The following is a 23,598-nucleotide window of genomic DNA, read 5'->3' as shown; positions in this document are numbered from 1 at the left end:
TATGTGCCGGCGCGCGGCTAATACTTGCTAATTCTTCCTAGTTCTTGCGAGTTCTTGCGAGTTCTTGCCTAGCTTTTGTGCAATAAGATGCACGACGACGTCAGCCACCTGGCGCTTGCTGCCCGCCGATTGCACAGGGCTGGAACCGTCCAGGGACAAGATCTCAACGTGGTTGTTATCCTGGCCAAAGACCCGCTCGCTGCCGCTTTCGCCGGGACCAACCTCGTTGACCACCAAAAGATCGCAGCCCTTGCGGCGCAATTTAGCCTGCGCATAAGTGCGTGCATCAGCCTCGTCGTCACCAGTTTCGGCGGCAAACCCAACAATGAGCTGCTGCTGGTTTTGCGCGGAACGGTGGGCCACCAATTCAACCAGAATGTCCGGGTTGCGGACCAAGGTTATGACGGGATCCTCACCATGGTCGCGTTTTTTGATTTTTCCGGTAGAAATAGTGGCCGGACGGAAATCAGCCACGGCAGCGGCCATGATGATCACGTCGGCGGTGGCCGCCGCTGCCAGGGTTGCCGCCCGCAGTTCAAGGGCAGTCTCGATTGGCTGGAGCCGGGCGGTTGCCGGAGGAGCAACGTCCAAGGGCGCGTGGATCAAGGTGACCTGTGCTCCTGCCGCTAGGGCGGCTTCGGCCAAGGCCACTCCCTGCTTACCTGAGGACTTGTTGCCCAAGTAACGCACGGGATCAAGTGGTTCTCGGGTGCCACCAGCGGTGATCAGAACATGGCGGCCCGCCAGCTCACCGGGTTCGGCGCCCGCTTGTTCCCCCGCAGAAGCTGCAGGTTCGGTCCCCAACGCTTCCCCCGCAGAAGCTGCGGATGCAGCGGGTGCCGGGGACGCGGCGTGGCGTTTGGCGGAATGCTCAACCAGACTCAGGGCGGCAGTAAAGATGTCTTCCGGCTCCGGCAGCCGGCCCGGACCCGAGTCGGCGCCCGTCAAGCGGCCAACTGCGGGGTCCAGGACGTGCACGCCACGAGATCGCAACGTAGCCACATTGGCCACCGTTGCCGCATGGGCCCACATTTCTGTGTGCATGGCGGGGGCAAGAAGCACCGGGCCTCGAGCCATGAGCAAGGTGGTGGTGAGCAAGTCATTGGCCTGCCCACTGGCGGCCTTGGCCAAAAGATCGGCGGTGGCCGGAGCCACCACGATCAAATCGGCCTCATGGCCGATCCTCACGTGGTTGACCTGGTCCACGGCGTCAAAGACATTGTTGGTCACGGGCCGCCCGCTCAGGGCCTCCCATGTAGCGGCACCAACAAAATTGGTGGACGCGTCGGTAGGAATGACCGTGACCTGATGCCCCGCCTCCGTGAAGAGGCGCAACAACAGGGCCGCCTTGTAAGCGGCGATACCGCCACCTACCCCCAAAACAATGTTCAGCTTAGACACCGTGGCTCAAACGCGCTTTAGACAGTCTCGACGGGAGTGGAAACCAGCAGGCCCTCGTCGATTTCACGGAAAGCGATGGAGAGGGACTTTTCATTGAGCTTGGTGTCAACCAGCGGGCCAACATATTCGAAAAGGCCCTCGTGCAGCTGAGCGTAGTAGGCGTTGATCTGGCGTGCGCGCTTGGCACCAAAGATGACCAGTCCGTACTTCGAATCCGCAGCTTCAAGCAGCGAATCGATCGAGGGATTGATGATGCCTTCGGGTTGTGTAGTCAATTACTTCTCCAAAAAATCGAAAGGGTGTCTTGCAGTTCCAGCATTGTTGCGTTCCAACAAATGCCGGCTCAAGCAGTGTGATGGGGGGTGAGCCCCATCAGTTCAACAAGCGCGGCTGCAGCCCGGCTTACCTGGTCATTGACAATGACGTAATCAAATTCCGGCGCGGCAGCAAGTTCCAGTTTAGCGGTTTCTAGGCGGCGGTGCTGTTCTTCAAGCGTTTCTGTGCCGCGTCCCACTAAACGGCGCACTAATTCATCCCAACTAGGCGGTGCCAGGAACACGAAATCAGCCTCCGGCATGGCTTTTTTAACTTGGCGCGCACCCTGCAAATCAATCTCCAGCAGCACTGACTTTCCGGCAGCCACGGCCGCCGCCACGGTGCTGCGCAAGGTACCGTACCGGTTCACACCATGGACAGTGGCCCACTCCAGCAAGTCACCCTTTGCCACCAGTGAATCGAATTCCTCTGCTGACTTGAAGAAGTAGTGAATCCCTTCTTCCTCGCCGGGGCGGGCCACACGGGTGGTGGCGGAAACTGAGAGCCACACATCCGGGTAGTTGTCCCGGATGAACGTGGACACGGTGCCCTTGCCAACAGCGGTGGGACCCGCCAAGACAGTGACACCACTGCGTGGCTTGCTCCGGTGGGTGAGTTCGGACGGTACGTTGAACCCGCTCATGACTTCTTTCCCAAGTAGTCAATGAGGGCGCGGCGCTGATGCACGCCCAGCCCACGCACCCTGCGGGTTGGGGCAATCCCCAGCTCGCTCATGATCACAGTTGCACGTACCTTTCCAATGCCCGGGAGGGCTTCCAATAAATCACTGACTCTGAGCCTGTCCAGGGCTGGCTCATCGAGCGCCGCGGAAAGCAAAGCGCCCACACTGAGCTGTCCTGTTTTCAAATCCTGCTTCGCCTGGGACCTGACCGCCCGGGCAGCAACGGCCTTAACCCGCGCGTCTGCGCGTTGTTCCTGCGAGAGGTGCGGCAAATTCACGAAAAAGCTCCCTGATGATGGCTGTCCCCGATGCGGATGGCGAACACGGTATTTATTTCGAACCTATCCGCACCGGGGAAGCAAATCAATCTGCGGCGAGGCATCCCCACCACATTCGGGACTACTTCAGGCTGGCTAGTGTTTCCACCGTAGCAGCCCGCAGGGCGGCAATGTCCGGCCCTGCTGCCAAGATGCCTCTGCTGGAGGTACCCAGAACCGCAGGGTATGCGGGCCCAAACGTAGCCCGCATATCCGCCCCAGTGGCTCCTTGGGCGCCAAGCCCCGGAGCCAGAATAGGGCCGTTGACAGCGGCTAGGTCAATGTCCAGCTCGCGCAGCGCATTGCCTACGGTGGCACCCACCACAAGCCCTACCGAGCCGAGAGCAGCCGCCGCGTAGCGCTGATTCTCTTGCGCGGCCGCCTGCACAATGCGTTTGGCCACGGACTCGCTGCCACCGACATGCTGGACGGACGCGCCCTCCGGGTTGGAGGTCAGTGCCAGGACAAAAACACCCCGGCCGTTGGCTGCTGCCAGATCCAGTGCCGGCCGCAGGGATTCAAAGCCCAGGTAGGGGCTCAGCGTCACCGAATCTGCCGCCAGCGCTGAGCCCTCACGCAGCCAGGCATCGGCATAGCCGGCCATGGTGGAACCAATGTCCCCGCGCTTGGCATCAGCAATAGTGAGCACCTCCGCTTGCGCGGACGCGGCCAGCAACTCCTCAAGGACTGCCAACCCGGCCGAGCCGTGGCGCTCATAGAGCGCCACCTGCGGCTTGATGGCTGCCGCCAGCGCAGCCACGGCCTCCAGCACTGTCTGGGAAAAGGTGCGCAGGCCCTGGACATCATCCGCCAGGCCCCATGCGGCCAGCAGGCCCGGGTGGGGGTCAATCCCCACACACAGGGCACCGCGGGCCTCCATGGCGGCGGCGAGGCGTGCGCCGAACGAGACCCGGCCGCCGTCTGGGCCCTCTGCGGCGGGGGGCCCGCTGCGGGGCCCCCCGGCTCCGAGGGAGCCGCTGGGGATACTACTTGGCATTCTGCGCTGCCTGGCCTGCTGCCAGGACCACTGCGTGCTCCTGCAAGCTGGTGACGTCCCATTCGTAGGAGCGCAATGCTTCCATGGCCTGAACAGCCACGTTGAATTCAGCCACCGTGGTGATGCAGGGGCGGCCGTTGGAAACTGCCGCCGCACGGATCTCGTAACCATCCCCGCGAGCCTGGCCGCCTGAGGGTGTGTTGAAGATCATGTCAATCTCACCGTTGTTGATGAGATCCACAATGCTCTGATCATCCGAACCACCGCTCTCCTGGCTGATCTTGCGAACAGTGGTGGAGGCGATGCCGTTGCGGCGCAGGACATCTGCGGTGCCGCCTGTGGCCACAATCTTGTAGCCCAGGTCAACGAGGCGCTTGACGGCCATGATGATGGAGCGCTTGTCACGGTTGGCCACCGAGACGAACACCGTTCCGTCCACCGGCAGGGCGCCGTTGGCAGCTGCCTGGCTCTTGGCGAAGGCAGTATCAAAGTGCTTGTCAATGCCCATGACTTCACCCGTGGAACGCATTTCCGGCCCCAGCAGGGAGTCAACAACGTGGCCTTCAACAGTGCGGAAACGGTTGAAGGGCAGCACAGCTTCCTTCACAGCAACCGGGGCGTTGTCAGGTAAGTTCCCGCCATCTCCCACCTCGGGCAGGATGTGGTGGACGCTGCGCAGGTGGGCAATGGAGACACCCACACCAATCAAGGCAGCTGCCTTGGCCATCTGCACACCGGTTGCCTTGGAGACAAACGGTACGGTGCGGGAGGCCCGCGGGTTGGCTTCAAGCACGTAGAGGATGTCCGCAGCCAGGGCGAACTGGATGTTGATCAAACCACGCACACCAACGCCTTCGGCGATGGCGCGGGTGGCCGCACGGACCCGCTCCTGGACGTCCTTGCCCAAGGTGATGGGAGGCAGCACGCAGGCGGAGTCACCGGAGTGAATGCCGGCCTCTTCAATGTGTTCCATGATGCCGCCAAGGTACATGTCCTTGCCGTCAAAGAGGGCGTCCACGTCAATCTCAATGGCGTCTTCTAAGAACCTGTCGATTAGGACCGGGTGCGCCTCGGTGATCTCGGTAGCGTTCTTGATGTAGCGGGACAGGTTGGCCTCGTCATAGACAATCTCCATGCCGCGGCCGCCCAGGACGTAGGAGGGACGGACCAGCACGGGGTAGCCAATCTCATCGGCAATCTTCTTGGCATCGTTGAAGGACACGGCCGTGCCATTCTTCGGGGCGATCAAGCCGGCCTCATCCAGGACGCGGGAGAACATGCCGCGGTGCTCGGCCAGATCGATGGCTTCCGGGGAGGTACCCAAGATGGGCACACCGGCGTCGGCCAGTTCCTGTGCCAGCTTCAGGGGCGTCTGCCCGCCCAGCTGAACAAAGACACCCATCACGCCGCCGGTGCGCTCTTCAGCCGCGATGATTTCCAGCACGTCCTCGAGTGTCAACGGCTCAAAGTACAGGCGGGTGGAGACGTCATAGTCAGTGGAGACGGTTTCCGGGTTGCAGTTGACCATGACGGTCTCGTAGCCGGCCTTGCGCAACGCCATGGAGGCGTGCACGCAGGAGTAGTCAAACTCGATGCCCTGGCCAATACGGTTGGGCCCTGAGCCGAGGATGATGACGGAGGGCTTTTCATGGAGCGCAATCTCATCCTCCTCGTCATAGGTGGAGTAATGGTACGGGGTGTACGCGGCGAATTCCGCGGCGCAGGTATCCACCGTCTTGTAGACAGGGCGGATGTTCAATGCTTGGCGGACGCCACGAACCACTGCCTCGGAGTTATTGGTCAAGGCACCGATCTGGGCGTCAGAGAAGCCGTGGCGCTTGGCCAGCTTGAGCATTTCCGGGCTCAAGGCTGTGGACTTGCGGATGGTTACCGAGACTTCATTGAGTAGCACCAGCTGATCAAGGAACCAAGGGTCAATGCCGGTTGCCTCATACATTTGCTCCACCGTGGCACCGCCGAGCAGGGCACGTTGAACCTGGCCAAGACGCTCCGTGGTGGGACGCTTGGACGCTTCGATGAGTTCCGGCACGTCCAGGGCGTTGACGCTGTGGAATTCCAGGCTTGCACCCTTCTGTTCCAATGAGCGTAGCGCCTTCTGCAGGGCTTCGGTGAAGTTGCGGCCCATGGCCATGGCTTCGCCAACGCTCTTCATGGTGGTGGTCAGGGTGGGGTCCGCTGCCGGGAACTTCTCAAACGCGAAGCGGGGTACCTTGACAACCACGTAATCCAGCGCGGGCTCGAAGGAGGCCGGGGTCTTCTGGGTGATGTCGTTGGGGATCTCATCCAGGGTGTAGCCCAAGGACAGCTTGGTAGCGATCTTGGCGATAGCGAAGCCGGTTGCCTTCGAAGCCAGTGCCGAGGAGCGTGAAACGCGCGGGTTCATCTCAATGACCACCACTCGCCCTGTGTCAGGTTCGATCGCGAACTGAATGTTACAGCCACCGGTGTCCACGCCAACCTCGCGGATCACCGCAATGGAGATGTCGCGCAGATTCTGGTATTCGCGGTCCGTCAGGGTCATGGCCGGGGCCACGGTGATGGAGTCACCCGTGTGGACGCCTACCGGGTCAAAGTTTTCAATGGAGCAAACAACAACGACGTTATCGTTCTTGTCGCGCATCATTTCCAGCTCGTATTCCTTCCAGCCAAGGATGGACTCTTCGAGCAGAACCTCGGTGGTGGGGCTGTACTGCAGGCCTTGACCCACAATGCGCTCCAAGTCCTTGGGCGTGTAGGCCAGGCCGGAGCCGAGCCCACCCATGGTGAAGGAGGGGCGGACCACCATGGGGTAGCCAAGGTCCTTGGCCGCCTCGAAGGCTTCATCCAGAGTATGGATGATATGGCTGCGTGCCGATTCGGCACCGCAGCGCTCCACCACACCCTTGAACTTTTCGCGGTCCTCGCCGAGTTCAATAGCGGCGATGTTCGCACCGATCAGCTCCACGTTGTACTTGGCCAGAACACCATTCTTATCCAAGGCGATGGCCGTGTTCAACGCGGTCTGGCCACCGAGGGTGGGCAGGATGGCGTCGGGGCGTTCCTTGGCGATGATCTTCTCCACCACCTCGGGGGTGATGGGTTCAACATAGGTGGCGTCCGCGAACTCGGGATCGGTCATGATGGTGGCCGGGTTGGAGTTGACGAGGATGACCCGCAGGCCCTCTTCCTTCAAAACACGCAGCGCCTGGGTGCCGGAGTAATCAAACTCGGCAGCCTGGCCAATCACGATCGGGCCGGAGCCAATGACCAAAACTGATTTAAGATCTTCCCTCTTTGGCATTACTTATCTTCCTGGCTCTGTGTGCTCTGGCTGGCTGCACTCTGGCTCTGTGCACCCTGGTAATTGGTCATGAGATTGATGAACCTGTCAAACAGGTACGCGGCGTCATGCGGGCCGGCTGCCGCTTCGGGGTGGTACTGCACCGAGAAGGCGGGGATGTCGCGGCAGGAGAGACCTTCAACCACTTGATCGTTGAGGCTGATGTGGCTGACCTCAACGCGGCCAAAACGCTCCTCGGGGGCCTGTGTAGGTCCCTCCAGCGGGGCGTCCACGGCAAAGCCGTGGTTCTGGCTGGTGATTTCCACCTTGCCGGTGCTGCGGTCCATGACGGGCTGGTTCATGCCGCGGTGTCCGTAGCGCAGCTTGTACGTGCCAAAGCCCAGGGCACGGCCTAGGATCTGGTTGCCGAAGCAGATGCCGAAGTAGGGCACCCCGGCGTCCAAGAAAGCGCGCACAAAGGCCACCTGGGCATCAGCGGTGGCGGGGTCCCCTGGGCCGTTGGAGATGAACACACCGTCCGGGTTCAGCGCCATCGCATCCTCAAAGGACGTGCTGGCGGGTAGCACGTGCAGGCGCACACCGCGCTCGGCGAAGCGGGCCGGGGTCATGGCTTTCATGCCAAGGTCCAGGGCCACAATGGTGAATAGGGTTTCCCCGGTCCAGCCGTGATCGGCAGGCTCAACGACGTACGCTTCCTTAGTGCTGACCTCTTCGGCCAGGCGCAGGCCAGCCATGGACGGCTGGGCCTTGACCTCGGCGAGCATCTCGGCCTCGGAGCGTGCTGCAGCTTCACCGGAGAAGATGCCGGCCTTCATGGAACCGCGTTCGCGCAGGTGGCGGGTGATGGCCCGGGTGTCTACACCCTGGATGCCGACAATGCCCTGGGAGATGAGTTCCGCGTCAAGGGTGCCCTCGCTGCGCCAGTTGGAGGGGCGGCGGGCGGCGTCGCGGACAATGTAACCGGCAGCCCAGATCTTGGCTGATTCATTATCTGCCTGATTCACACCGGTGTTGCCAATGTGGGGTGCGGTCTGGACAATCAGCTGGCGGGCGTAGGACGGGTCCGTCAGGGTTTCCTGGTATCCGGTCATGCCAGTGGTGAAGACAGCCTCGCCCAAGGTTGTCCCCTGTGCGCCGTAGCTGCTGCCACGGAAAGTGCGGCCATCTTCCAAGACTAAAAGTGCCTGTACAGGCATGGTTGTTTCCCTCATTCTCAATTGTTCTTTCCGTTGCGCTCTGTATCGCTGTCTTCAGGCAACAGTGCCTGTAATGCGTGAATCAAGGGGCGTTTAGCGCCAGCTTCTGTGGTTCTAAAGCCCGTGTCTACTTGGGTATTCTCCAGCAACCAGCCAATAACAACCAGTCCATCCTTTTCCACAAATTTACCCGCCATGCCGGAGCCGGTGCTGACCTCGGTAAGTTTTTGCGCGGCGATGAAAATCTCTTGTGCCCCTGTGCGCTCCACCAGGATCCCTGACGGGTAAACATGGACCACGGCGGTGGTCCGGATGCCCAAGCCGTGAACGGCCAGCCGGTCAAGCCAGTCCCCGCCCGAGGTGGTGACCACATACATGCCGGGGACACTGATCACTGCCTCACCCAGATCGGTGGGCACCGCGGGAAGCTGAGCAACATCACTTTGCCGCTTGAGCTTGTTCCGCCAGCCCCATCCCATGAGGGCGAACACCACCACAACCAGCAGTAGGGTCAGGATGCCGGGAAGAATCCGTTCATCCACTAGTTGGCTCCATGGCGGTAGGGGGTGTTGAGCATGCCACTTAACACTGTGGGGTGTCCGTTAAAGAAGGTGGCAATGACCTTGCCCGGCAGTTGCAGGCCGGCGAACGGTGAGTTGCGGCCCTTGGTTGCCATGGCGGAGGGATCAACGGTCCAACGCGCTGCGGGGTCCACAAGCACAATGTTGGCCGGCTCCCCCACTTCCAAGGGACGGCCCTGATCGGCCAGCTGGCCAATCTGTGCCGGCGTGGTGGAGGTGACGCGGGCAAAGTCCGCCCAGGTCATCAAGTTCGTTTCGATCATGGTTTCCTGCACCACTGACAGGGCTGTTTCCAATCCCGTCATACCCATGGCTGCGGCGGCCCATTCGCATTCCTTGGCTTCGCTAGGGTGCGGGGCGTGATCGGTGCCAACAATGTCAATGGTGCCATCAGCCAGAGCGGCACGCAGTGCGTGAACGTCGGCGTCGGCGCGCAGCGGCGGGTTGACCTTGTAGACGGGGTTGTAGCTGCGTACCAGTTCTTCGGTCAGCAGCAGGTGGTGCGGGGTGACCTCAGCGGTGACAGAGATACCGCGTTCCTTGGCCCAGCGGATGATCTCCACCGATCCGGCTGTGGACACATGGCACACGTGCAGGCGTGAACCCACATGCTGGGCTAGCAGCACGTCACGGGCAATGATGGATTCTTCGGCTACTGCCGGCCAGCCGGCCAGGCCCAAGTCAGCGGAGACTTCGCCCTCGTTCATCTGGGCGCCTTCGGTGAGGCGGGGTTCTTGCGCATGCTGGGCGATCACGCCGTCGAACGCCTTGACATACTCCAGGGCACGGCGCATCAGGACGGGGTCACTGACACAGATGCCGTCATCGGAGAAGACCCGGACGCGGGCGCGGGAATCGGCCATGGCCCCCAGCTCGGCGAGCTGTGCACCGGCGAGTCCCACGGTTACTGCACCCACGGGGCGCACATCCACCCAGCCGGATTCACGGCCCAGCGTGTAGACCTGCTCCACCACGCCGGCGGTGTCAGCCACGGGTGAGCTGTTGGCCATGGCGTGCACGGCGGTGAACCCGCCCAGGGCTGCGGCACGGGTGCCGGTTTCCACGGTTTCGGCGTCTTCACGGCCGGGCTCGCGCAGGTGGGTATGCAGGTCAACCATGCCGGGCAGTGCCACCAGATTGGTGGCGTCAATAACAGTTGCCTGTCCCACAATCTCGGCACTCAGGTCCTGGCCCACCGCGGCGATAACCCCGTCTCGGACCAGGATATCGGCGGTTTCCTTGCCCAATAGGGAGGCTGAACGAATCAAGTAACCAGAAGAAGTCATGAAGGGTCCTTTACTGAGGGCAGAGGTGAGGGGGCGTGGCTCTGACGCATTTCCCCGGATAGCAGGAGGTACAAGGTGGCCATGCGCACCGAGACACCGTTGCGCACCTGGGCCAGCACGGTGGAGCGTGGCGAGTCAGCGGCGGCCGAGGAAATTTCCAGGCCCCGGTTCATGGGCCCGGGGTGCATGATGATGGTGTCCTTGAGGTTCAGGGCATCCAACTTGGCCAGGCGGGAGTCGTCGAACCCCCACCGGCGCGCATACTCCCGGGTGGAGGGGAAGAAGGAGGCGTTCATGCGTTCGGCCTGGACCCGGAGCATCATGACCGCGTCAACACCCTTTTCCAGGGCCGCGTCCAGGTCATAACTGACTTCGCAGGGCCAGTGCTCGATGCCGACCGGCAGAAGGGTGGGTGGCGCCACCAAGGTCACGTGAGCACCCAGGGTACGCAGCAGCCACACGTTGGAGCGGGCCACGCGGGAATGCAGCACGTCGCCAACAATGATCACGCGCATGCCGCTCAGGTCCGCACCCACGGAGGAGGTGCCGGCAAGTTTAGCCCAGTGGGCTCGCATGGTGAAGGCGTCCAGCAGTGCCTGGGTGGGGTGTGCGTGGGTACCGTCACCGGCGTTGATGACGGCGGCATCAATCCAGCCGGAGTTGGCCAGCTGAGCGGGCGCCCCGGAGGCCCAGTGCCTGATGACCACGGCGTCAGCGCTCATGGCTTCCAGGGTTTGGGCGGTGTCCTTGAGGGATTCACCCTTGGAGACGGAGGATCCCTTGGCGCTGAAGTTGATGACGTCTGCGGAGAGGCGCTTGGCTGCGGCTTCAAAGGAGATGCGGGTGCGGGTGGAGTCCTCAAAGAACAAGTTCACCACGGTGCGTCCGCGCAGGGCGGGCAGCTTCTTGATTTCCCGCTCGCCCACGGCACTCATTTCCTGGGCCGTGTCCAGGATCTGGATGGCGTTTTCGAGGCTGAGCTGTTCGGTGGAAAGTAAGTGCCTCATGCGCCAGCCTCGATAACAACCTGGTCATCGGCGGCTGAGCCACCATCAATTTCACTCAAGCGCACACGCACTTTTTCAGTGGAGGATGTGGGCAGGTTTTTGCCAACATGGTCTGCACGGATGGGCAGCTCGCGGTGCCCGCGATCCACCAGTACGGCCAGGCGCACCACGCGGGGGCGGCCCAAATCAACCAGCGCATCCAAGGCTGCACGGATGGTGCGCCCGGAATACAGCACATCGTCAACCAGGACCACTGTTTTGCCGTCAATACCGGATACGGGCAGTTCGGTGCGCTGCGGGGCTCGGGTGGGATGCTGGGCTAGATCGTCACGGAACATGGTGACATCGAGCTGGCCAACAATGGCGGCGGGGTCTATGCCTGGATCACTGGCGGCCAGTTTCGCGGCCAGTCGCTGGGCGAGTGGGTAACCGCGGCGCGGAATGCCTAAAAGCAACAGATTGGCGCTGCCCTTGTTGGATTCCAAAATTTCATAGGCGATACGAGTTAGCGCCCGTTCAATATCTCCGGCGCTGAGAACCACACGGGACACAGTGAGCGGTGCCGAGTTTTGCTGAACTGCCTCATACTCTGCAGAGGAATTCGTCATTTTCTCGCGTCCCCTTTCCCCGCCTCACAGGACGGAATTAAAAGGTTGAATGCGTACAACTCAAACTACCACAGGCACCGCCACGCCCACGCGCTGGCACAGCGCGGCACCTTGGAGCGGGCACGCACTGGCCCTACGCTTGAGAACATGACTGAACCTGGCCACTGGCAAGATCCCGCCGCAGGTGCGCCTCTGGCGCAACCGCACTACGCCCAAGCACCACTGCCACAGGTGCAGGGGCCCGGGCCCGGCTCGGCGCTGAGCTACCGGCCTGACTATTGGGCGCATCCGGCCCCGGTGCAAACCAAACGAAAGCCTCGGGGCACGGGCGTCAAAGTGACCAACATCATTTTGCTCAGCGTGCTGATTCTAGTAACACTGGTGACCTTGGCCTTCTTCGCCATTTCCATTGGCGCCAACGTCTTTTTGATCTGCGGGGCGTTGGCACTGATCCCTTTGGTTATCTGTATTGCCGCCTTGATGTGGATTGACAGGTGGGAACCGGAGCCCCTCGCGGCCTTGATCCTGGGCTTCTGCTGGGGTGCCGGGATGGCTGTTGTCACCACCCTTGTTGTGGGTAGCTGGGTCCAGCCCCTACTCATGAGCCCCAACCCTGCCGCGGACGCTGATATGGTGGGGGCCGTAATTCAGGCACCCTTAGTGGAGGAATTCTGCAAAGGTGCCGGATTGCTGTTGCTCTTTTTCCTGCGCCGGCGCACCTTCGACGGTCCCATAGACGGGGTGGTTTATGCGGGCATGATCGCTGCCGGCTTCGCATTCACGGAAAATATCCTCTATTTCGGCCAGGCGCTTTCCGAAGCGGACGGCGCCGTGGGCGGCCTGGCCAGCATCTTCATCCTGCGAGGGCTCATGTCACCGTTTGCCCATGTCATGTTTACCGCAATGCTGGGCGTCTGTGTGGGCTATGCAGCCCGCAACGGTGGCACCCTCATGGTCCTGGGCGCCTGGGTGGTAGGCCTTGTCCCGGCCATGCTCCTGCATGGGCTTTGGAACGGTTCAGCCTTTTTGGGCGGCAACTTCATCATTGTGTACGTGGTGCTTCAGGTCCCCTTGTTCATCCTGAGCATTGTGGGCATCGTCTTATTGCGCCGCTCTGAGGCGAAACTCACCCGCCGGCGTCTATCCGATTACGTCCCGTCTGGCTGGTTCACCCAACAAGAGGTGCCGATGCTCGCAACAGGTGCAGGCCGGCGTCGCGCTTTAACATGGGCTAGGACCTTTGCGGCGGCACCCATCATGAAGGAGTTCATCCGCCTGGCCACGCGCCTGGCATTCACCCGGCAGCGGCTGCTAGTTGATGCCCGGGGCGCCAGCAAAGGGTCAAGAACACGCTTCGCCGCGAACCAGGAACTAGAACTCGGATTGCTCAACAGGAGCACCGCCGTGCGTAGCGAACTGCTAGGGCGCCATTCACAGGCTGTGTGGCAGGCCCAAAACTTGGCGTCCCAACAGATGCAAGCGCAACAGATGCAAGCCCAGCATTTTCAATCCCAGCATCAGCCCTGGCAACAGCCTTAAACGAGAACTGACCCGCAGCTCTTGGCTGCCGGTCAGTTCTCGTTGCGGGTGGGCCCCAGGCGGCTTCTAGGCCAGCAGAGTCGGCTTGATCTGCTGCAAACGTCCCAGCAGGCCGTTGATGAACTGGGGAGATTCATCAGTTGAGAGAATTTTTGCCAATTCCACGGCTTCGCTTATGGCGACTGCATCCGGAACGTCGTCGTTGTAGAGCAGCTCCCAGGTGCCGATGCGCAGGATAATCCGGTCCACGGCGGGCATGCGCTCAAGCGTCCAGCCCTGTGAGTAGGTCGCCAGGAATTCGTCAATGCTCTCGGCCATTGCTGTCACGCCTTCAACCAGGTCAACGGTGTAGACGTTGATGATCTGATCGGCAATTTCACGCCGTGCCGTCAAAGCCGACATGGCGCTGACCTCACGCTGCTCGGCCTCGAACAAAATGTCCAGGGCGCGGCGGCGGGCCTTGCTACGTGCCGAATTCGGTTTGTTGCTGTCCTTAGTGCTTGCCACTACTCGCTGACACGTCCCAAGTAGCTGCCGTCACGGGTATCAACCTTGACGAGAGTGTTGTTCTCAACGAACAAGGGAACCTGAATTTCCAGACCGGTCTCAACCGTTGCGGGCTTGGTACCGGCGGAGGAGCGGTCACCCTGCAGTCCGGGCTCGGTGTAGGTGATACGCAGCTGCACGCTCGGCGGCAGTTCAATGTAGAGGGGTGAGCCCTCGTGCAACGCGATGGTCACATTGATGTTTTCGAGCATGTAGTTCGTGGCGTCACCAATGGTCTTGCCTGACACGGTGAGCTGATCGTAGTTGTCCAGATCCATGAAGACGTAGTCTTCGCCGTCCTGGTACAGGTACTGGAAGTCTGAGCGGTCAACCGTTGCGGTTTCAATCTTCAAACCAGCGTTGAAGGTCTTATCAACCACCTTGCCGGAGAGGATGTTGCGCATCTTGGTGCGGACAAACGCCCCGCCCTTGCCTGGCTTGACGTGCTGGAACTCAATGACGTTCCAGAGCTGTCCTTCAAGTTTGAGAACGGTGCCGTTCTTAATGTCGTTTGTCGTTGCCACAGTAGCCTCTTAGCGTATAAGTATTTTCAAAAATCCATTGACCATACTACCGCACCTTGCTTTGCGCCGCCGCATGATTTCTACCACCATGGCTGGACACCTCACCGGCAAGCACGACGGCGGCCCTCACAACATCGATCCGTGAGAAAAGGTTGTTTAGAACCGCCAAAGCGACCTTTTCTCACGGATCGATGGATTATCCGGATGCGCGGACCTGGAATCCACCCGGTGGAGGCGTTATTCGCGTTCGGCCAGGTCCAGGGCCCGTTTCAGGGACACCGTGGCCGAGTAAATTGCTGAGGCGTCGGAGCCGGATACCACCCGCAGCTCAAGGGCGGTGGCGAAGGTTTTCGCCGCCGTTTCAAAGGCACCGTTGCTGAAATACACCTTGCCGAGCTGCTGAAAAACCCAGGCTTCCATGGGTTTTCCTGCCACCTCTGGCAGAACGGCCCGCAGGATCTTCTCGGCCCTGTCAAAATGCTTGCTGGCCCGCAGAATATCAGCGTCCAGGACCTGCAACCGCAATGATCCAGGATCGCTGAGCCGGGCGGTGGCAGCAGCATCGGCTGCCTCGGCCGTCAGCCCTCGAGCCAGCAGAACAAAGACCCTATCCGCGGCATCGCCTGACTCTTCCAGTGCCAACTCGCAGGCCTCTTCATCCACCACTTCCGGCAGGAGCGTCTCGGGGTTGACGGCTGTTCCTGGGAATCCGGCTGAGGGCCAATCTTTTAACCCCATGCTAGGAAGCTATTTCCTGGTAGGCGGCAAAGAGCAGGGACTGATCGGGCACGTCCAAGATCCCGGGCCGGCCAATGCCGTCAAGAACCACAAAACGCAGCAGGTCCCCGCGAGTCTTTTTATCCCGCTTCATACCATCGAGCAGTGCCTGCCAGCGGTCCCTGCGGTAGCTCAACGGCAGTCCCAAAAGATCCAAGATGGTGCGGTGCCGGTCAGCATCGGCATCGCTGAGCCGGCCTACACTGCGGGCCAGTTCTGCCGCGAACATCATGCCGACGGACACAGCGGCACCGTGGCGCCAGGAGTAGCGTTCAACCAGTTCAATGGCGTGGCCTAGGGTGTGTCCGTAGTTGAGGATTTCACGCTGACCGCTCTCCTTCAAATCTGCCGAAACCACGGCAGCCTTCACAGCTATGGCACGCTCAATGAGTTCGCGCAGCACAGCGGAGGCGGGGTCCTTGACGGCTTCCGGGTTGGCCTCGATCAAATCCAGGATCACGGGATCGGCGATGAAGCCGCACTTGATCACCTCGGCCATCCCGGAGATCAGTTCATTGGGGGGCAGAGTGGCCAAGGTATCCAGGTCAACGAGCACGCCGGCCGGCGGGTGGAATGCGCCCACCAGGTTCTTGCCCTCTGCCGTGTTGATCCCTGTTTTGCCACCAACAGCGGCGTCCACCATGCCCAGCAGGGAGGTGGGAATATTCACGAGCTTAACCCCGCGCAACCAGGTGGCGGCAACAAATCCGCCCACATCGGTCACGGCGCCACCACCTACGGCAACAATGGCGTCGGAGCGGGTGAAATCATTCTTGCCCAAAACTTCCCAGCAGAAAGAAGCCACCTGAATGTGCTTGCCTTCTTCGGCATCGGGAATCTCTGCCGTGAGGGCGGTGAAGCCGGCAGCTTCGAGTTCATCCCGGACGGTATCCCCCGTCAGGCGCAACGCCCTCGGGTGGATAACCAAGACCTTTTTGACTCGCTCACCCAAGAGTGCCGGAAGCTGCGCCAGCAGCCCCCGGCCCACAACCACCTCGTAATTCTCCTGCGGCAAGACGCCGGTAACCTTGATGACGGTGTTGGGGGTGGCTGCTTCTGTGGAAGTCTCTGGGTTCACGGTGTTCATGGTTTAGGAATTCTCTTCTCTGGATTCTGCTGCCAACAGACGGATCAGCCGCTCAACAAGCTGCGGCACATTGGAATTGGCCACATCAAGGGTGATGTTGGCCAGCCGGGCGTACACAGGACCGCGCACGGCGGCCAAGCGTTCCCAGGCGGCAACGGGGTCCGCCGACAGCAGGGGACGGCCTGTGTTGCGGGTGATGCGCTCCCGGACGGTGTCCAGTTCTGCACGCAGGAAAACAACGGTGGTCCGGGCCAGCAATTGCTGGGTTCCGGAGTCCAGGACGGCGCCACCGCCCAGAGACAAGACCACGGCTTTGGGGCTGGGGCTATCTAGGACGTCGGCAATGGCCTTCGCCTCGAGCTGACGGAAGTGGTGCTCGCCCCTGCCGGCAAAAATCCGAGGAATGGCCCCGTGCTTGGCCACAATTTTGTGGTCGGAGTCAATGAACTCCAGTCCCAGCACGCGCGCCAGCTCGGCCCCAATCACGGACTTGCCAACAGCCATGGGCCCGATCATGACAATGGGCTGTTGGGGCGTGAAGTCCGGCGCCCCCACCGGATCCCTGCCCGTGCCCATCAGTGGTCCTGGGTATCCAGATTGGCGGGGATGGCCGCCAGGTAGCTGTCCATGTTCCGCTTGGTCTCCGCAATGGAATCGCCGCCGAACTTCTCCACGAGTGCTTCTGCCAGCACAAGTGCGGTCATGGCTTCCGCCACTACGCCGGCAGCCGGAACGGCACAGACGTCGGAGCGCTGATGGTGCGCCTTTGCGGGCTCACCGGTGGCAACGTCAATGGTCTTCAGGGCGCGCGGCACGGTGGCAATGGGCTTCATGGCCGCGCGTACACGCAGCACATCGCCAATGCTCATACCACCCTCAATGCCGCCGGCACGGTTGGAGGTGCGGATGATGCGCCCGGATTCGTCGCGCACAATTTCATCGTGTGCGGCGGAGCCTCGGCGTGCGGCGGTGGCGAACCCGTCGCCAACCTCCACGCCCTTGATGGCCTGAATACCCATGAGGGCACCGGCCAGGCGTGAGTCCAGGCGGCGGTCCCAGTGCACATAGCTGCCCAGTCCGGGAGGCAGGTTGTAGGCCAGGACCTCAACAACTCCGCCGAGTGTTTCGCCTTGTTTCTGAGCCGCATCCACTTCCGCAACCATGGCGGCTGAGGTGGCTACGTCAAAGCAGCGCAGCGGATCGGCATCCAGTGCGGCCACGTCGGAGAGCACCGGAAGCGCGGCACTTTCGGGTAAGGCAACGCCGGCAATTTGCACCGTGTGGCTGACCAGTTCAACGCCTACGGCGGCGAGCATCTGCGCGGCCACTGCACCGAGGGCTACTCGTGTGGCGGTTTCGCGGGCACTGGCACGCTCCAACACGGGGCGGGCCTCGCTGAATCCGTACTTCTGCATACCGGTGAAATCGGCGTGGCCGGGGCGCGGACGCGTCAAGGGTGCGTTGCGGGCCTGCCCCTCCAACTCGGCAGCATCCACGGGGTCCGCAGACATGATCGACTCCCACTTGGGCCATTCCGAGTTGGCAATCTGAATGGCAACGGGGCCACCCTGAGTCAAGCCGTGCCGGACGCCGCCCAAAATGGTCACCACGTCCTGCTCAAACTTCATGCGGGCGCCGCGGCCATAGCCCAGACGTCGCCTGGCCAGGGCGTCCTGGATGTGGGCGCTCGTGAGCTCCACACCGGCGGGCACGCCTTCAATAATTCCAACGAGAGCCGGGCCATGTGATTCTCCGGCGGTCAACCAACGCAACATACTCTCTATCCTGCCATGTTCTGTTCATGGGAATCGCGCCTGTGGACGCCAATTGCGTCGCACATCACATTGATGACGTCCCCGATTTGCACTGTGTCCAAGGTACCTAACCCTCCGGCCTCTGAAAACAGTTTGACTTGTTCCACACCTTGGTACAAAAGCATTTCGATGCCCGCCACAACTGTGCCACCGGCAGCCTGCCAAACCTGCGCCAGGGCACTGGGCCACGGATCATAGGCCACGTCCAACAACAACGCCCCGTCCTGCACAGTTGCACCTATGCCCGCAAACTCTCCGGCGAGCCCGTCCGCACCGTGCGGTGGCAGCGTGGAAATGATGACATCAAAGCCGGCCAGTTTCCCGGCGGCAGCATCAAAGGATTCAAGCACCACGCCGACACCCAGGGCTGCTGCTACATGGAGGGTCCCAGCAGCCTTGTGAGCGTTACGCACAAAGAGCGTGATGTCCGTGGCGTGGAGTTGCCCCAGGGCGGCAATGGCCGAAACTGCCGTGCCTCCACCGCCCAGGATGGCCGCCCGGGGCCGCTGTCCCACGCCTGCGTGGCGCAGGGCGTTGACAATCCCGGCGACGTCGGTGTTGTCCCCCACAAGGCGGGTGCCTCCGGTGCCGTCCCGCCTAGGAACAATGGTGTTGACGGCACCAACGGCAGCAGCAACAGGTGTGAGCTCATCCACCAGCATGGCCGCCTCGTTCTTCAGCGGCATGGTGACGGAGAGACCGTACCAGTTCCCGTCAGCACGCACCTGTGCCAGGAAGCCGGCCAATTCCGGCAGCTGGAGATCGCGGGCAACGTAGTTGAAGGGGGCTCCCAGCGCCGTGTAGGCGGCGTTGTGCAGGGCCGGTGACTGTGAGTGCCCAATGGGGTGTCCTAAGACCGCACCGAAAAGCTTATCTGTCACTGGTTGCATTCACCTTCATTGGCTGCGCACCATGCGGAGAACTTCGCCACGTTAGCCTGATGTTCGGCATAGGTCTTCGCAAAAAGAGTCTCTCCGGTTTTAAGGTTCACGGTCACCCAGAAATAATACGGATTCGCTTTGGGGTGAGCGGCAGCAACAATGGCCTTGGCGCCCGGGGAACCGATGGGGCCAATAGGCAGCCCCGGATTCGCATACGTGTTGTACGGATTGGACTTGTCAGCCTTTTGCGCTGCCGTGAAGTGGTAAGACTTGGTGCCCAGACCATAGGTCACGGTGGCATCGGATTCAATCCGTCCACCAGTTTCCCCGTCAGGGTTGTTGAGCCGATTTTCAATGGCACCGGAAATCAGCGCATAGTTATCCGGCGTACCCTCAAATTCAATGATGCTGGCAATGGTTAGAACCCGGAACTGCTCATCAGGATCGGTGACTCCGGTCTCCGTCAGCTCCTTCTTGGTGTTCTCCACCATTTGGGCCAGAATTTCCTGGGCGTTAAGGTCTATGGAGAAGCGATACTCCCCCGGTGCTAGGTAACCCTCAAGGTTCAGAGCCTGGGCCGGGAGCCCAAAGAGCTTCGGCTCCTTGGACAGGGCAGTGAACTCGCCTTCGGGAATCCCTGTGCTCTTGGCTAGCACCGCCAGAACCTCGTTGATACGCAGGTTTTGTGCCACGGCAGCGTAGTGGACCTTCTCATCACTACTGGCCAGCAAAATAGCCACCGCGTCTGAGGCCTTCATCTGGGACTTCATCTGGAACTCTCCAGGTTGCAAAGAACCTGAGCCATCAGCAGCTTTAAGCGCATCCAGGAACGCCTGCTCGCTCGCCACCACATCACTGCTTTTGAGCTCGCTGGCCACGGTGCGCCCGTTGGCGCCCGGCTGGATGAGAATCTGTACCGTCCCCGTGCCAGGGCCCGGGTAGTCCGGCACCGTAAATCCACCCAGCATGGGTTTAACGGCCTGGACCGCAAAGTAAACAACAGCACCAAACAGCACCAGGACCACCAGGAAGGCCAGGCTGCGACGGCGCTTGCGGACCCGCTTGGAGACCCGGCTGGTTCTGCGCGAAGGCAGCACCAGCACCTCCGGCGCTACGGGCTCGGAAGATTCGTGCTGCCCATACTCTTCGTAGTGTTCGTAGTCCGAATGACCCGTGTAGAGAGCATCTTCAGCGTTATCGTGCCCATATCCTTCGGCGGCGCTGTGCTCGTCGTCGTACTGGGGCCCGTCACTCTGGGGCCCGTCACTCTGGGGCTCGGCATGGTAGGGCTCAGCGTGGTGGGGCTCGGTGCTGCGGCGTCCGCCGGAGCTCTGGGAGCGGTCCCGAAAAAGATCACTCATGGCGCCTCCCGGGGCTCAAGAGGCGCAGTGTTTAAACTGGTGATGGTGGTTCCCTCTTCGTGTTCAGATGAATCGGCAGTCCCCACAACACCCGACTTGATGGCGCGCACGATCTCTCCAACATCACCATTGCGCGCTTTTTGCATATCAATGGCATGTTGCAGGATTTCAACTGCCGCCACTTGATCTACCACTTTACGGTGTTCACGGCTACTGATACCAGCCTGATGCAGTGACTGGTGGGCGCTGACAGTGCTCAGGCGTTCATCCACAAGCCGCACCGGGACATCCATTCCCGCAGCATCCAGCAAGTTTGCCAGCTGCTGCGCATAGCTTCTAGCCATGTCCGCCGAAGCCTTTTCCTCACCCTTTAAGGTGCGGGGCAGGCCAACAAAAATCTGCCGTACGCACCGGGTGGCGGCCTCTTTGAGAACCACCTTGATATCACTATTGCGCTTAGCGTCACGGCTGAGCGTTTTCACAGGCGTGGCTAAGATACCCTCGGGATCGCACGTGGCCAACCCCACCCGGACCATGCCCACGTCCACACCAAGTTTGACCCCTTGCGGGTAGTTAAGCTCCAGCACTGAGGCCCTAGGTCCGGTTCTTCACTGCGTCACTGACAGCAGTCAGTGCTGCGGGAATAGCAGTCACATCCGAGCCGCCACCCTGAGCCATGTCAGGCTTTCCGCCACCGCCGCCGCCGAGAATACCGGAGGCGATCTTGACTAGGTTCCCAGCCTTGATGCCGGCCTGGCGGGCGGCCTCATTGGTGAGAACCAAAATGATGGGCCGGCCATTGCTGGCTCCGGCTACGGCAATGGTCGACGGCGCCGAGCCGAGACGGTCGCGCAGGTCCAGTGCCAGCACGCGCAGCTCATCGGCGCTGCCAACTTCGCCGGCATTGTGGGCAATGACGCGCACGCCGTTGGCGTCCACGGCAGTTCCTACCAAGTTTGCTGCTGCTGCGCTGAGCTGTTCCTTGCGGAGACGTTCCAGCTCCTTCTCCGCGGTCTTGAGTTTCGCCAAGGTGGCGGCCACGCGTTCCTGGAGCAGGCTGGAGGGCACCTTGAGCATGTCCGTCAATTCACTGACCAGGGCGCGCTCGGCGGCCAGGTGACGGAACGCGTCCATGCCAACGAAGGCCTCGACGCGGCGGTTTCCGGACCCTACCGATTGCTCACCCAACAGGGTCAGCGAACCGATCCGGGAGGTGCTATCCACGTGCGTGCCGCCGCACAGCTCACGTGACCAGGCGCCGTCGATCTCTACAACACGGACCTCGGAGCCGTAGTTTTCCCCGAACAGGGCCATGGCTCCGAGCGCCTTAGCGGCGTCCAAATCCATAACTTTGGTGTCCACACGGTAGTTGTTGCGAATGGCAATGTTGGAAACTTCCTCGATCTCAGAACGGGTCGCGGCGCTCAGGCCCTCACCCCAGGCGAAGTCGAAGCGCAGGTAGCCGGCCTTGTTGAAGGAGCCTCGCTGCAGTGCTTCCGGGCCGAGGATCTGATGCAGGGCAGCGTGCACAATGTGCGTACCCGTGTGTGCCTGCTCTGCTGCGTGGCGGCGTTCGCGGTCCACGGCAGCACGCACCAAAGCGTCTGCTGGCAGTTCGCCTTCGCGCACAATTGCCTTGTGAACGCTCAGGCCTTTGATGGGGCGCTGGACATCAAGAACTTCCACCACAAAGCCGTCACCGGTGATCAGGCCCGTATCAGCAGCCTGCCCGCCGGCCTCGGCGTAGAACGGAGTGGCGTCCAGGACCAGCGAAACTTCATCGCCCGTGGAGGCGTGCGCCACGGCGGCACCATTGGCCAGGATGGCGCGGATGCGGCCCTCGCCTTCCAACTCGGTATAGCCGGTGAAAACAGTCTCGCCCTGGGCATGCAATTCATGGAACACCGTGAGATCAGCGTGGCCGCTCTTCTTGGACTTGGCGTCCTTACGGGCGCGATCACGCTGTTCGAGCATGAGTGTGCGGAACCCTGCCTCATCAACGGCCAGGCCTGCTTCGCCGGCCATTTCCAAGGTGAGGTCAATGGGGAAACCGTAGGTGTCATGGAGAGCGAAGGCTTCTTCACCGGACAGCGGGTGGTTGGCTGCCTTGGAAACCTTCACGGCTTCCTCCAGACGGGCCGTGCCGCTGGCAATGGTGCGCAGGAAGGACTTCTCTTCCGCGTAAGCAATGCGTGCGATCCTCGCGAAGTCGGTTTCCACCTCAGGGTAGGCGCCCTTCATGGCGTCCCGTGAAACGGGCAGCAGCTCCGGCAGGACGGCTGTTTCCACGCCCAGGAGGCGCATGGCACGCACGGCACGGCGGATCAGGCGGCGCAGCACGTAGCCGCGGCCCTCGTTGGAGGGGGTGACGCCGTCGGAAATCAACATCAGGGAGGAGCGGATGTGGTCGGCAACAACACGCATGCGCACGTCATCTGTGTGGTGCGGGTCGGCAGGGTCCTCCGTGGAGGTGTACTTTTTGCCGGAAATTTCGGCGGCTTTGTCCAGAACGGGACGGACCTGATCGGTCTCGTACATGTTCTCCACGCCCTGCAAAATCATGGCAAGACGTTCCAGTCCCAGGCCTGTGTCAATGTTCTTGTTGGGCAGTTCACCCACCACATCGAAGTCCACCTTGGAGGTGACGTTGTCAATCTGGTACTGCATGAACACGAGGTTCCAGATTTCAATGTAACGGGTCTCATCCGCAATGGGGCCGCCGTCAATACCATACTCTGCGCCACGGTCGTAGAAGATCTCCGAGCAGGGTCCGGCCGGGCCGGGCTGGCCGGTGGACCAGTAGTTGTCTTCCTTGCCGATGCGCTGGATGCGGTCAGCGGGGACGCCCACCTTATCGCGCCAGATACCGTACGCCTCGTCGTCCTCGGTGTACACCGTGACCCACAGACGCTCCGCTGGGAGGCCGTAGCCGCCGTCGTCCAAGGAACTGGTGAGCAGTTCCCAGGCGTAGGGGATGGCGGTTTCCTTGAAGTAGTCGCCGAAGGAGAAGTTGCCGCACATTTGGAAGAAGGTGCCGTGGCGGACCGTCTTGCCAACCTCGTCAATGTCTCCGGTGCGGATGCATTTTTGCACGCTTGTGGCGCGCTTGAACGGCGGGACCTCGCGGGCGGTCAGATACGGGATGAAAGGGACCATGCCGGCCACTGTGAACAGTAGGGAAGGGTCGGAGGACACCAGGGAGGCAGAGGGCACGGGTGTGTGGTGCTTGCTGGCGAAGAATTCTACCCAGCGGTTTGCGATGTCGTGCGATTTCATTAGCCTGGTGGCTCCTTCATAGTTCTACAGGGCAAAAAGCTTTACGTCGCTGGCAGGTGAAGCTCAGCGGCTTTAGTTCAGCGGCTTTAGTTCAGCGCCGTT

At 61.3% G+C, this 23,598-nt stretch carries 22 protein-coding genes; 1 reads left to right on the top strand and 21 read right to left on the bottom strand.

Annotated elements, in window-relative coordinates:
• Positions 1–27: 27 nt before the first annotated feature.
• The 11 genes from CVS29_RS11345 to pyrR all read right to left on the bottom strand — a co-directional run bounded on the left by CVS29_RS11345 (position 28) and on the right by pyrR (position 11,691).
• Complete coding sequence (locus CVS29_RS11345) at positions 28–1,392, bottom strand: bifunctional phosphopantothenoylcysteine decarboxylase/phosphopantothenate synthase (RefSeq protein WP_110106518.1); 1,365 nt, start codon at positions 1,390–1,392, stop codon at positions 28–30.
• A 26-nt stretch (positions 1,393–1,418) separates the two neighbouring features.
• Entirely contained in the window at positions 1,419–1,676 is a 258-nt protein-coding gene (rpoZ, locus tag CVS29_RS11340) for a DNA-directed RNA polymerase subunit omega (RefSeq protein WP_038462701.1), read from the bottom strand.
• Between the two features lie 68 nt (positions 1,677–1,744).
• Positions 1,745–2,359 carry a guanylate kinase gene (gene gmk, locus CVS29_RS11335; RefSeq protein ID WP_110106424.1) on the bottom strand — a complete coding sequence of 205 codons (615 nt, stop codon included), beginning with the start codon at positions 2,357–2,359 and terminating at the stop codon, positions 1,745–1,747.
• The gene (gene mihF / locus CVS29_RS11330) at positions 2,356–2,676 is read right to left on the bottom strand and encodes an integration host factor, actinobacterial type (protein WP_110106423.1); all 321 of its coding nucleotides are present in this window, start codon (positions 2,674–2,676) and stop codon (positions 2,356–2,358) included. Before mihF ends, gmk begins: the two co-directional genes overlap by 4 nt.
• 121 nt (positions 2,677–2,797) lie before the next feature.
• The gene (gene pyrF / locus CVS29_RS11325) at positions 2,798–3,712 is read right to left on the bottom strand and encodes an orotidine-5'-phosphate decarboxylase (protein ID WP_110106422.1); all 915 of its coding nucleotides are present in this window, start codon (positions 3,710–3,712) and stop codon (positions 2,798–2,800) included.
• Entirely contained in the window at positions 3,702–7,013 is a 3,312-nt protein-coding gene (carB, locus tag CVS29_RS11320; protein ID WP_110106421.1) for a carbamoyl-phosphate synthase large subunit, read from the bottom strand. Before carB ends, pyrF begins: the two co-directional genes overlap by 11 nt.
• Positions 7,013–8,209, bottom strand: coding sequence for a glutamine-hydrolyzing carbamoyl-phosphate synthase small subunit (gene carA / locus CVS29_RS11315; protein WP_245932195.1), 1,197 nt, complete (start codon positions 8,207–8,209; stop codon positions 7,013–7,015). The genes carB and carA overlap by 1 nt, the downstream gene beginning before the upstream one ends.
• A gap of 17 nt (positions 8,210–8,226) precedes the next feature.
• Positions 8,227–8,751, bottom strand: a complete 525-nt coding sequence (locus CVS29_RS11310; RefSeq protein ID WP_245932194.1) for a PH-like domain-containing protein — start codon at positions 8,749–8,751, stop codon at positions 8,227–8,229.
• Positions 8,751–10,076, bottom strand: coding sequence for a dihydroorotase (locus CVS29_RS11305; RefSeq protein WP_110106419.1), 1,326 nt, complete (start codon positions 10,074–10,076; stop codon positions 8,751–8,753). The genes CVS29_RS11310 and CVS29_RS11305 overlap by 1 nt, the downstream gene beginning before the upstream one ends.
• Positions 10,073–11,083: an aspartate carbamoyltransferase catalytic subunit gene (locus tag CVS29_RS11300; RefSeq protein WP_110106418.1), complete on the bottom strand. Its 1,011-nt coding sequence runs from the start codon at positions 11,081–11,083 to the stop codon at positions 10,073–10,075. The genes CVS29_RS11305 and CVS29_RS11300 overlap by 4 nt, the downstream gene beginning before the upstream one ends.
• Complete coding sequence (gene pyrR, locus CVS29_RS11295) at positions 11,080–11,691, bottom strand: bifunctional pyr operon transcriptional regulator/uracil phosphoribosyltransferase PyrR (RefSeq protein ID WP_110106417.1); 612 nt, start codon at positions 11,689–11,691, stop codon at positions 11,080–11,082. The genes CVS29_RS11300 and pyrR overlap by 4 nt, the downstream gene beginning before the upstream one ends.
• A 147-nt stretch (positions 11,692–11,838) precedes the next feature.
• Here pyrR and CVS29_RS11290 point away from each other — a divergent pair, with 147 nt between their 5' ends.
• Positions 11,839–13,230 (top strand): PrsW family intramembrane metalloprotease, encoded by a 1,392-nt coding sequence (locus CVS29_RS11290; RefSeq protein WP_146213041.1) that lies wholly within the window; start codon positions 11,839–11,841, stop codon positions 13,228–13,230.
• A gap of 66 nt (positions 13,231–13,296) precedes the next feature.
• Here the strand turns inward: CVS29_RS11290 and nusB are convergent, their stop codons facing one another.
• From nusB to alaS, 10 genes are all read right to left on the bottom strand, one after another.
• Positions 13,297–13,737 carry a transcription antitermination factor NusB gene (gene nusB, locus CVS29_RS11285; protein ID WP_110106415.1) on the bottom strand — a complete coding sequence of 147 codons (441 nt, stop codon included), beginning with the start codon at positions 13,735–13,737 and terminating at the stop codon, positions 13,297–13,299.
• On the bottom strand, positions 13,737–14,300 hold the full coding sequence (gene efp / locus CVS29_RS11280; RefSeq protein WP_110106414.1) for an elongation factor P: 564 nt from the start codon (positions 14,298–14,300) through the stop codon (positions 13,737–13,739). Before efp ends, nusB begins: the two co-directional genes overlap by 1 nt.
• A gap of 237 nt (positions 14,301–14,537) precedes the next feature.
• Entirely contained in the window at positions 14,538–15,038 is a 501-nt protein-coding gene (locus CVS29_RS11275) for a tetratricopeptide repeat protein (RefSeq protein ID WP_110106413.1), read from the bottom strand.
• A gap of 1 nt (position 15,039) precedes the next feature.
• Positions 15,040–16,164 (bottom strand): 3-dehydroquinate synthase, encoded by a 1,125-nt coding sequence (gene aroB, locus CVS29_RS11270; protein WP_110106412.1) that lies wholly within the window; start codon positions 16,162–16,164, stop codon positions 15,040–15,042.
• A gap of 3 nt (positions 16,165–16,167) precedes the next feature.
• A complete protein-coding gene (locus tag CVS29_RS11265) occupies positions 16,168–16,740 on the bottom strand; it encodes a shikimate kinase (protein WP_110106411.1) in 573 nt (190 codons plus the stop codon).
• Positions 16,740–17,939, bottom strand: a complete 1,200-nt coding sequence (gene aroC / locus CVS29_RS11260; protein ID WP_110106410.1) for a chorismate synthase — start codon at positions 17,937–17,939, stop codon at positions 16,740–16,742. Before aroC ends, CVS29_RS11265 begins: the two co-directional genes overlap by 1 nt.
• A gap of 5 nt (positions 17,940–17,944) precedes the next feature.
• Complete coding sequence (locus CVS29_RS11255; protein WP_110106409.1) at positions 17,945–18,868, bottom strand: shikimate dehydrogenase; 924 nt, start codon at positions 18,866–18,868, stop codon at positions 17,945–17,947.
• The gene (gene mltG, locus CVS29_RS11250) at positions 18,856–20,220 is read right to left on the bottom strand and encodes an endolytic transglycosylase MltG (RefSeq protein WP_110106408.1); all 1,365 of its coding nucleotides are present in this window, start codon (positions 20,218–20,220) and stop codon (positions 18,856–18,858) included. Before mltG ends, CVS29_RS11255 begins: the two co-directional genes overlap by 13 nt.
• Positions 20,217–20,756 (bottom strand): Holliday junction resolvase RuvX, encoded by a 540-nt coding sequence (gene ruvX / locus CVS29_RS11245; RefSeq protein ID WP_110106516.1) that lies wholly within the window; start codon positions 20,754–20,756, stop codon positions 20,217–20,219. Before ruvX ends, mltG begins: the two co-directional genes overlap by 4 nt.
• Before the next feature lie 58 nt (positions 20,757–20,814).
• Positions 20,815–23,496 carry an alanine--tRNA ligase gene (gene alaS / locus CVS29_RS11240; protein ID WP_110106407.1) on the bottom strand — a complete coding sequence of 894 codons (2,682 nt, stop codon included), beginning with the start codon at positions 23,494–23,496 and terminating at the stop codon, positions 20,815–20,817.
• Between the last annotated feature and the right edge of the window lie 102 nt (positions 23,497–23,598).

The sequence above is a fragment of the Arthrobacter psychrochitiniphilus genome, assembly GCF_003185915.1.
GTDB classification, from domain to species: Bacteria; Actinomycetota; Actinomycetes; order Actinomycetales; family Micrococcaceae; genus Specibacter; species Specibacter psychrochitiniphilus.
The sequence above is the reverse complement of the archived record's forward strand: the minus strand, read 5'-3'. Positions and strand labels throughout refer to the sequence as shown.

Bases quoted from the DNA above. Each gene is read 5' to 3' on its own strand.
- gmk (WP_110106424.1), bottom strand. From the start codon at position 2,359: ATGAGCGGGTTCAACGTACCGTCCGAACTCACCCACCGGAGCAAGCCA.
- pyrF (WP_110106422.1), bottom strand. From the start codon at position 3,712: ATGCCAAGTAGTATCCCCAGCGGCTCCCTCGGAGCCGGGGGGCCCCGC.
- carB (WP_110106421.1), bottom strand. From the start codon at position 7,013: ATGCCAAAGAGGGAAGATCTTAAATCAGTTTTGGTCATTGGCTCCGGC.
- carA (WP_245932195.1), bottom strand. From the start codon at position 8,209: ATGCCTGTACAGGCACTTTTAGTCTTGGAAGATGGCCGCACTTTCCGT.
- CVS29_RS11305 (WP_110106419.1), bottom strand. From the start codon at position 10,076: ATGACTTCTTCTGGTTACTTGATTCGTTCAGCCTCCCTATTGGGCAAG.
- CVS29_RS11300 (WP_110106418.1), bottom strand. From the start codon at position 11,083: ATGAGGCACTTACTTTCCACCGAACAGCTCAGCCTCGAAAACGCCATC.
- pyrR (WP_110106417.1), bottom strand. From the start codon at position 11,691: ATGACGAATTCCTCTGCAGAGTATGAGGCAGTTCAGCAAAACTCGGCA.
- CVS29_RS11290 (WP_146213041.1), top strand. From the start codon at position 11,839: ATGACTGAACCTGGCCACTGGCAAGATCCCGCCGCAGGTGCGCCTCTG.
- CVS29_RS11275 (WP_110106413.1), bottom strand. From the start codon at position 15,038: ATGGGGTTAAAAGATTGGCCCTCAGCCGGATTCCCAGGAACAGCCGTC.
- aroB (WP_110106412.1), bottom strand. From the start codon at position 16,164: ATGAACACCGTGAACCCAGAGACTTCCACAGAAGCAGCCACCCCCAAC.
- CVS29_RS11265 (WP_110106411.1), bottom strand. From the start codon at position 16,740: ATGGGCACGGGCAGGGATCCGGTGGGGGCGCCGGACTTCACGCCCCAA.
- aroC (WP_110106410.1), bottom strand. From the start codon at position 17,939: ATGTTGCGTTGGTTGACCGCCGGAGAATCACATGGCCCGGCTCTCGTT.
- CVS29_RS11255 (WP_110106409.1), bottom strand. From the start codon at position 18,868: ATGCAACCAGTGACAGATAAGCTTTTCGGTGCGGTCTTAGGACACCCC.
- mltG (WP_110106408.1), bottom strand. From the start codon at position 20,220: ATGAGTGATCTTTTTCGGGACCGCTCCCAGAGCTCCGGCGGACGCCGC.
- ruvX (WP_110106516.1), bottom strand. From the start codon at position 20,756: ATGGTCCGGGTGGGGTTGGCCACGTGCGATCCCGAGGGTATCTTAGCC.
- alaS (WP_110106407.1), bottom strand. From the start codon at position 23,496: ATGAAATCGCACGACATCGCAAACCGCTGGGTAGAATTCTTCGCCAGC.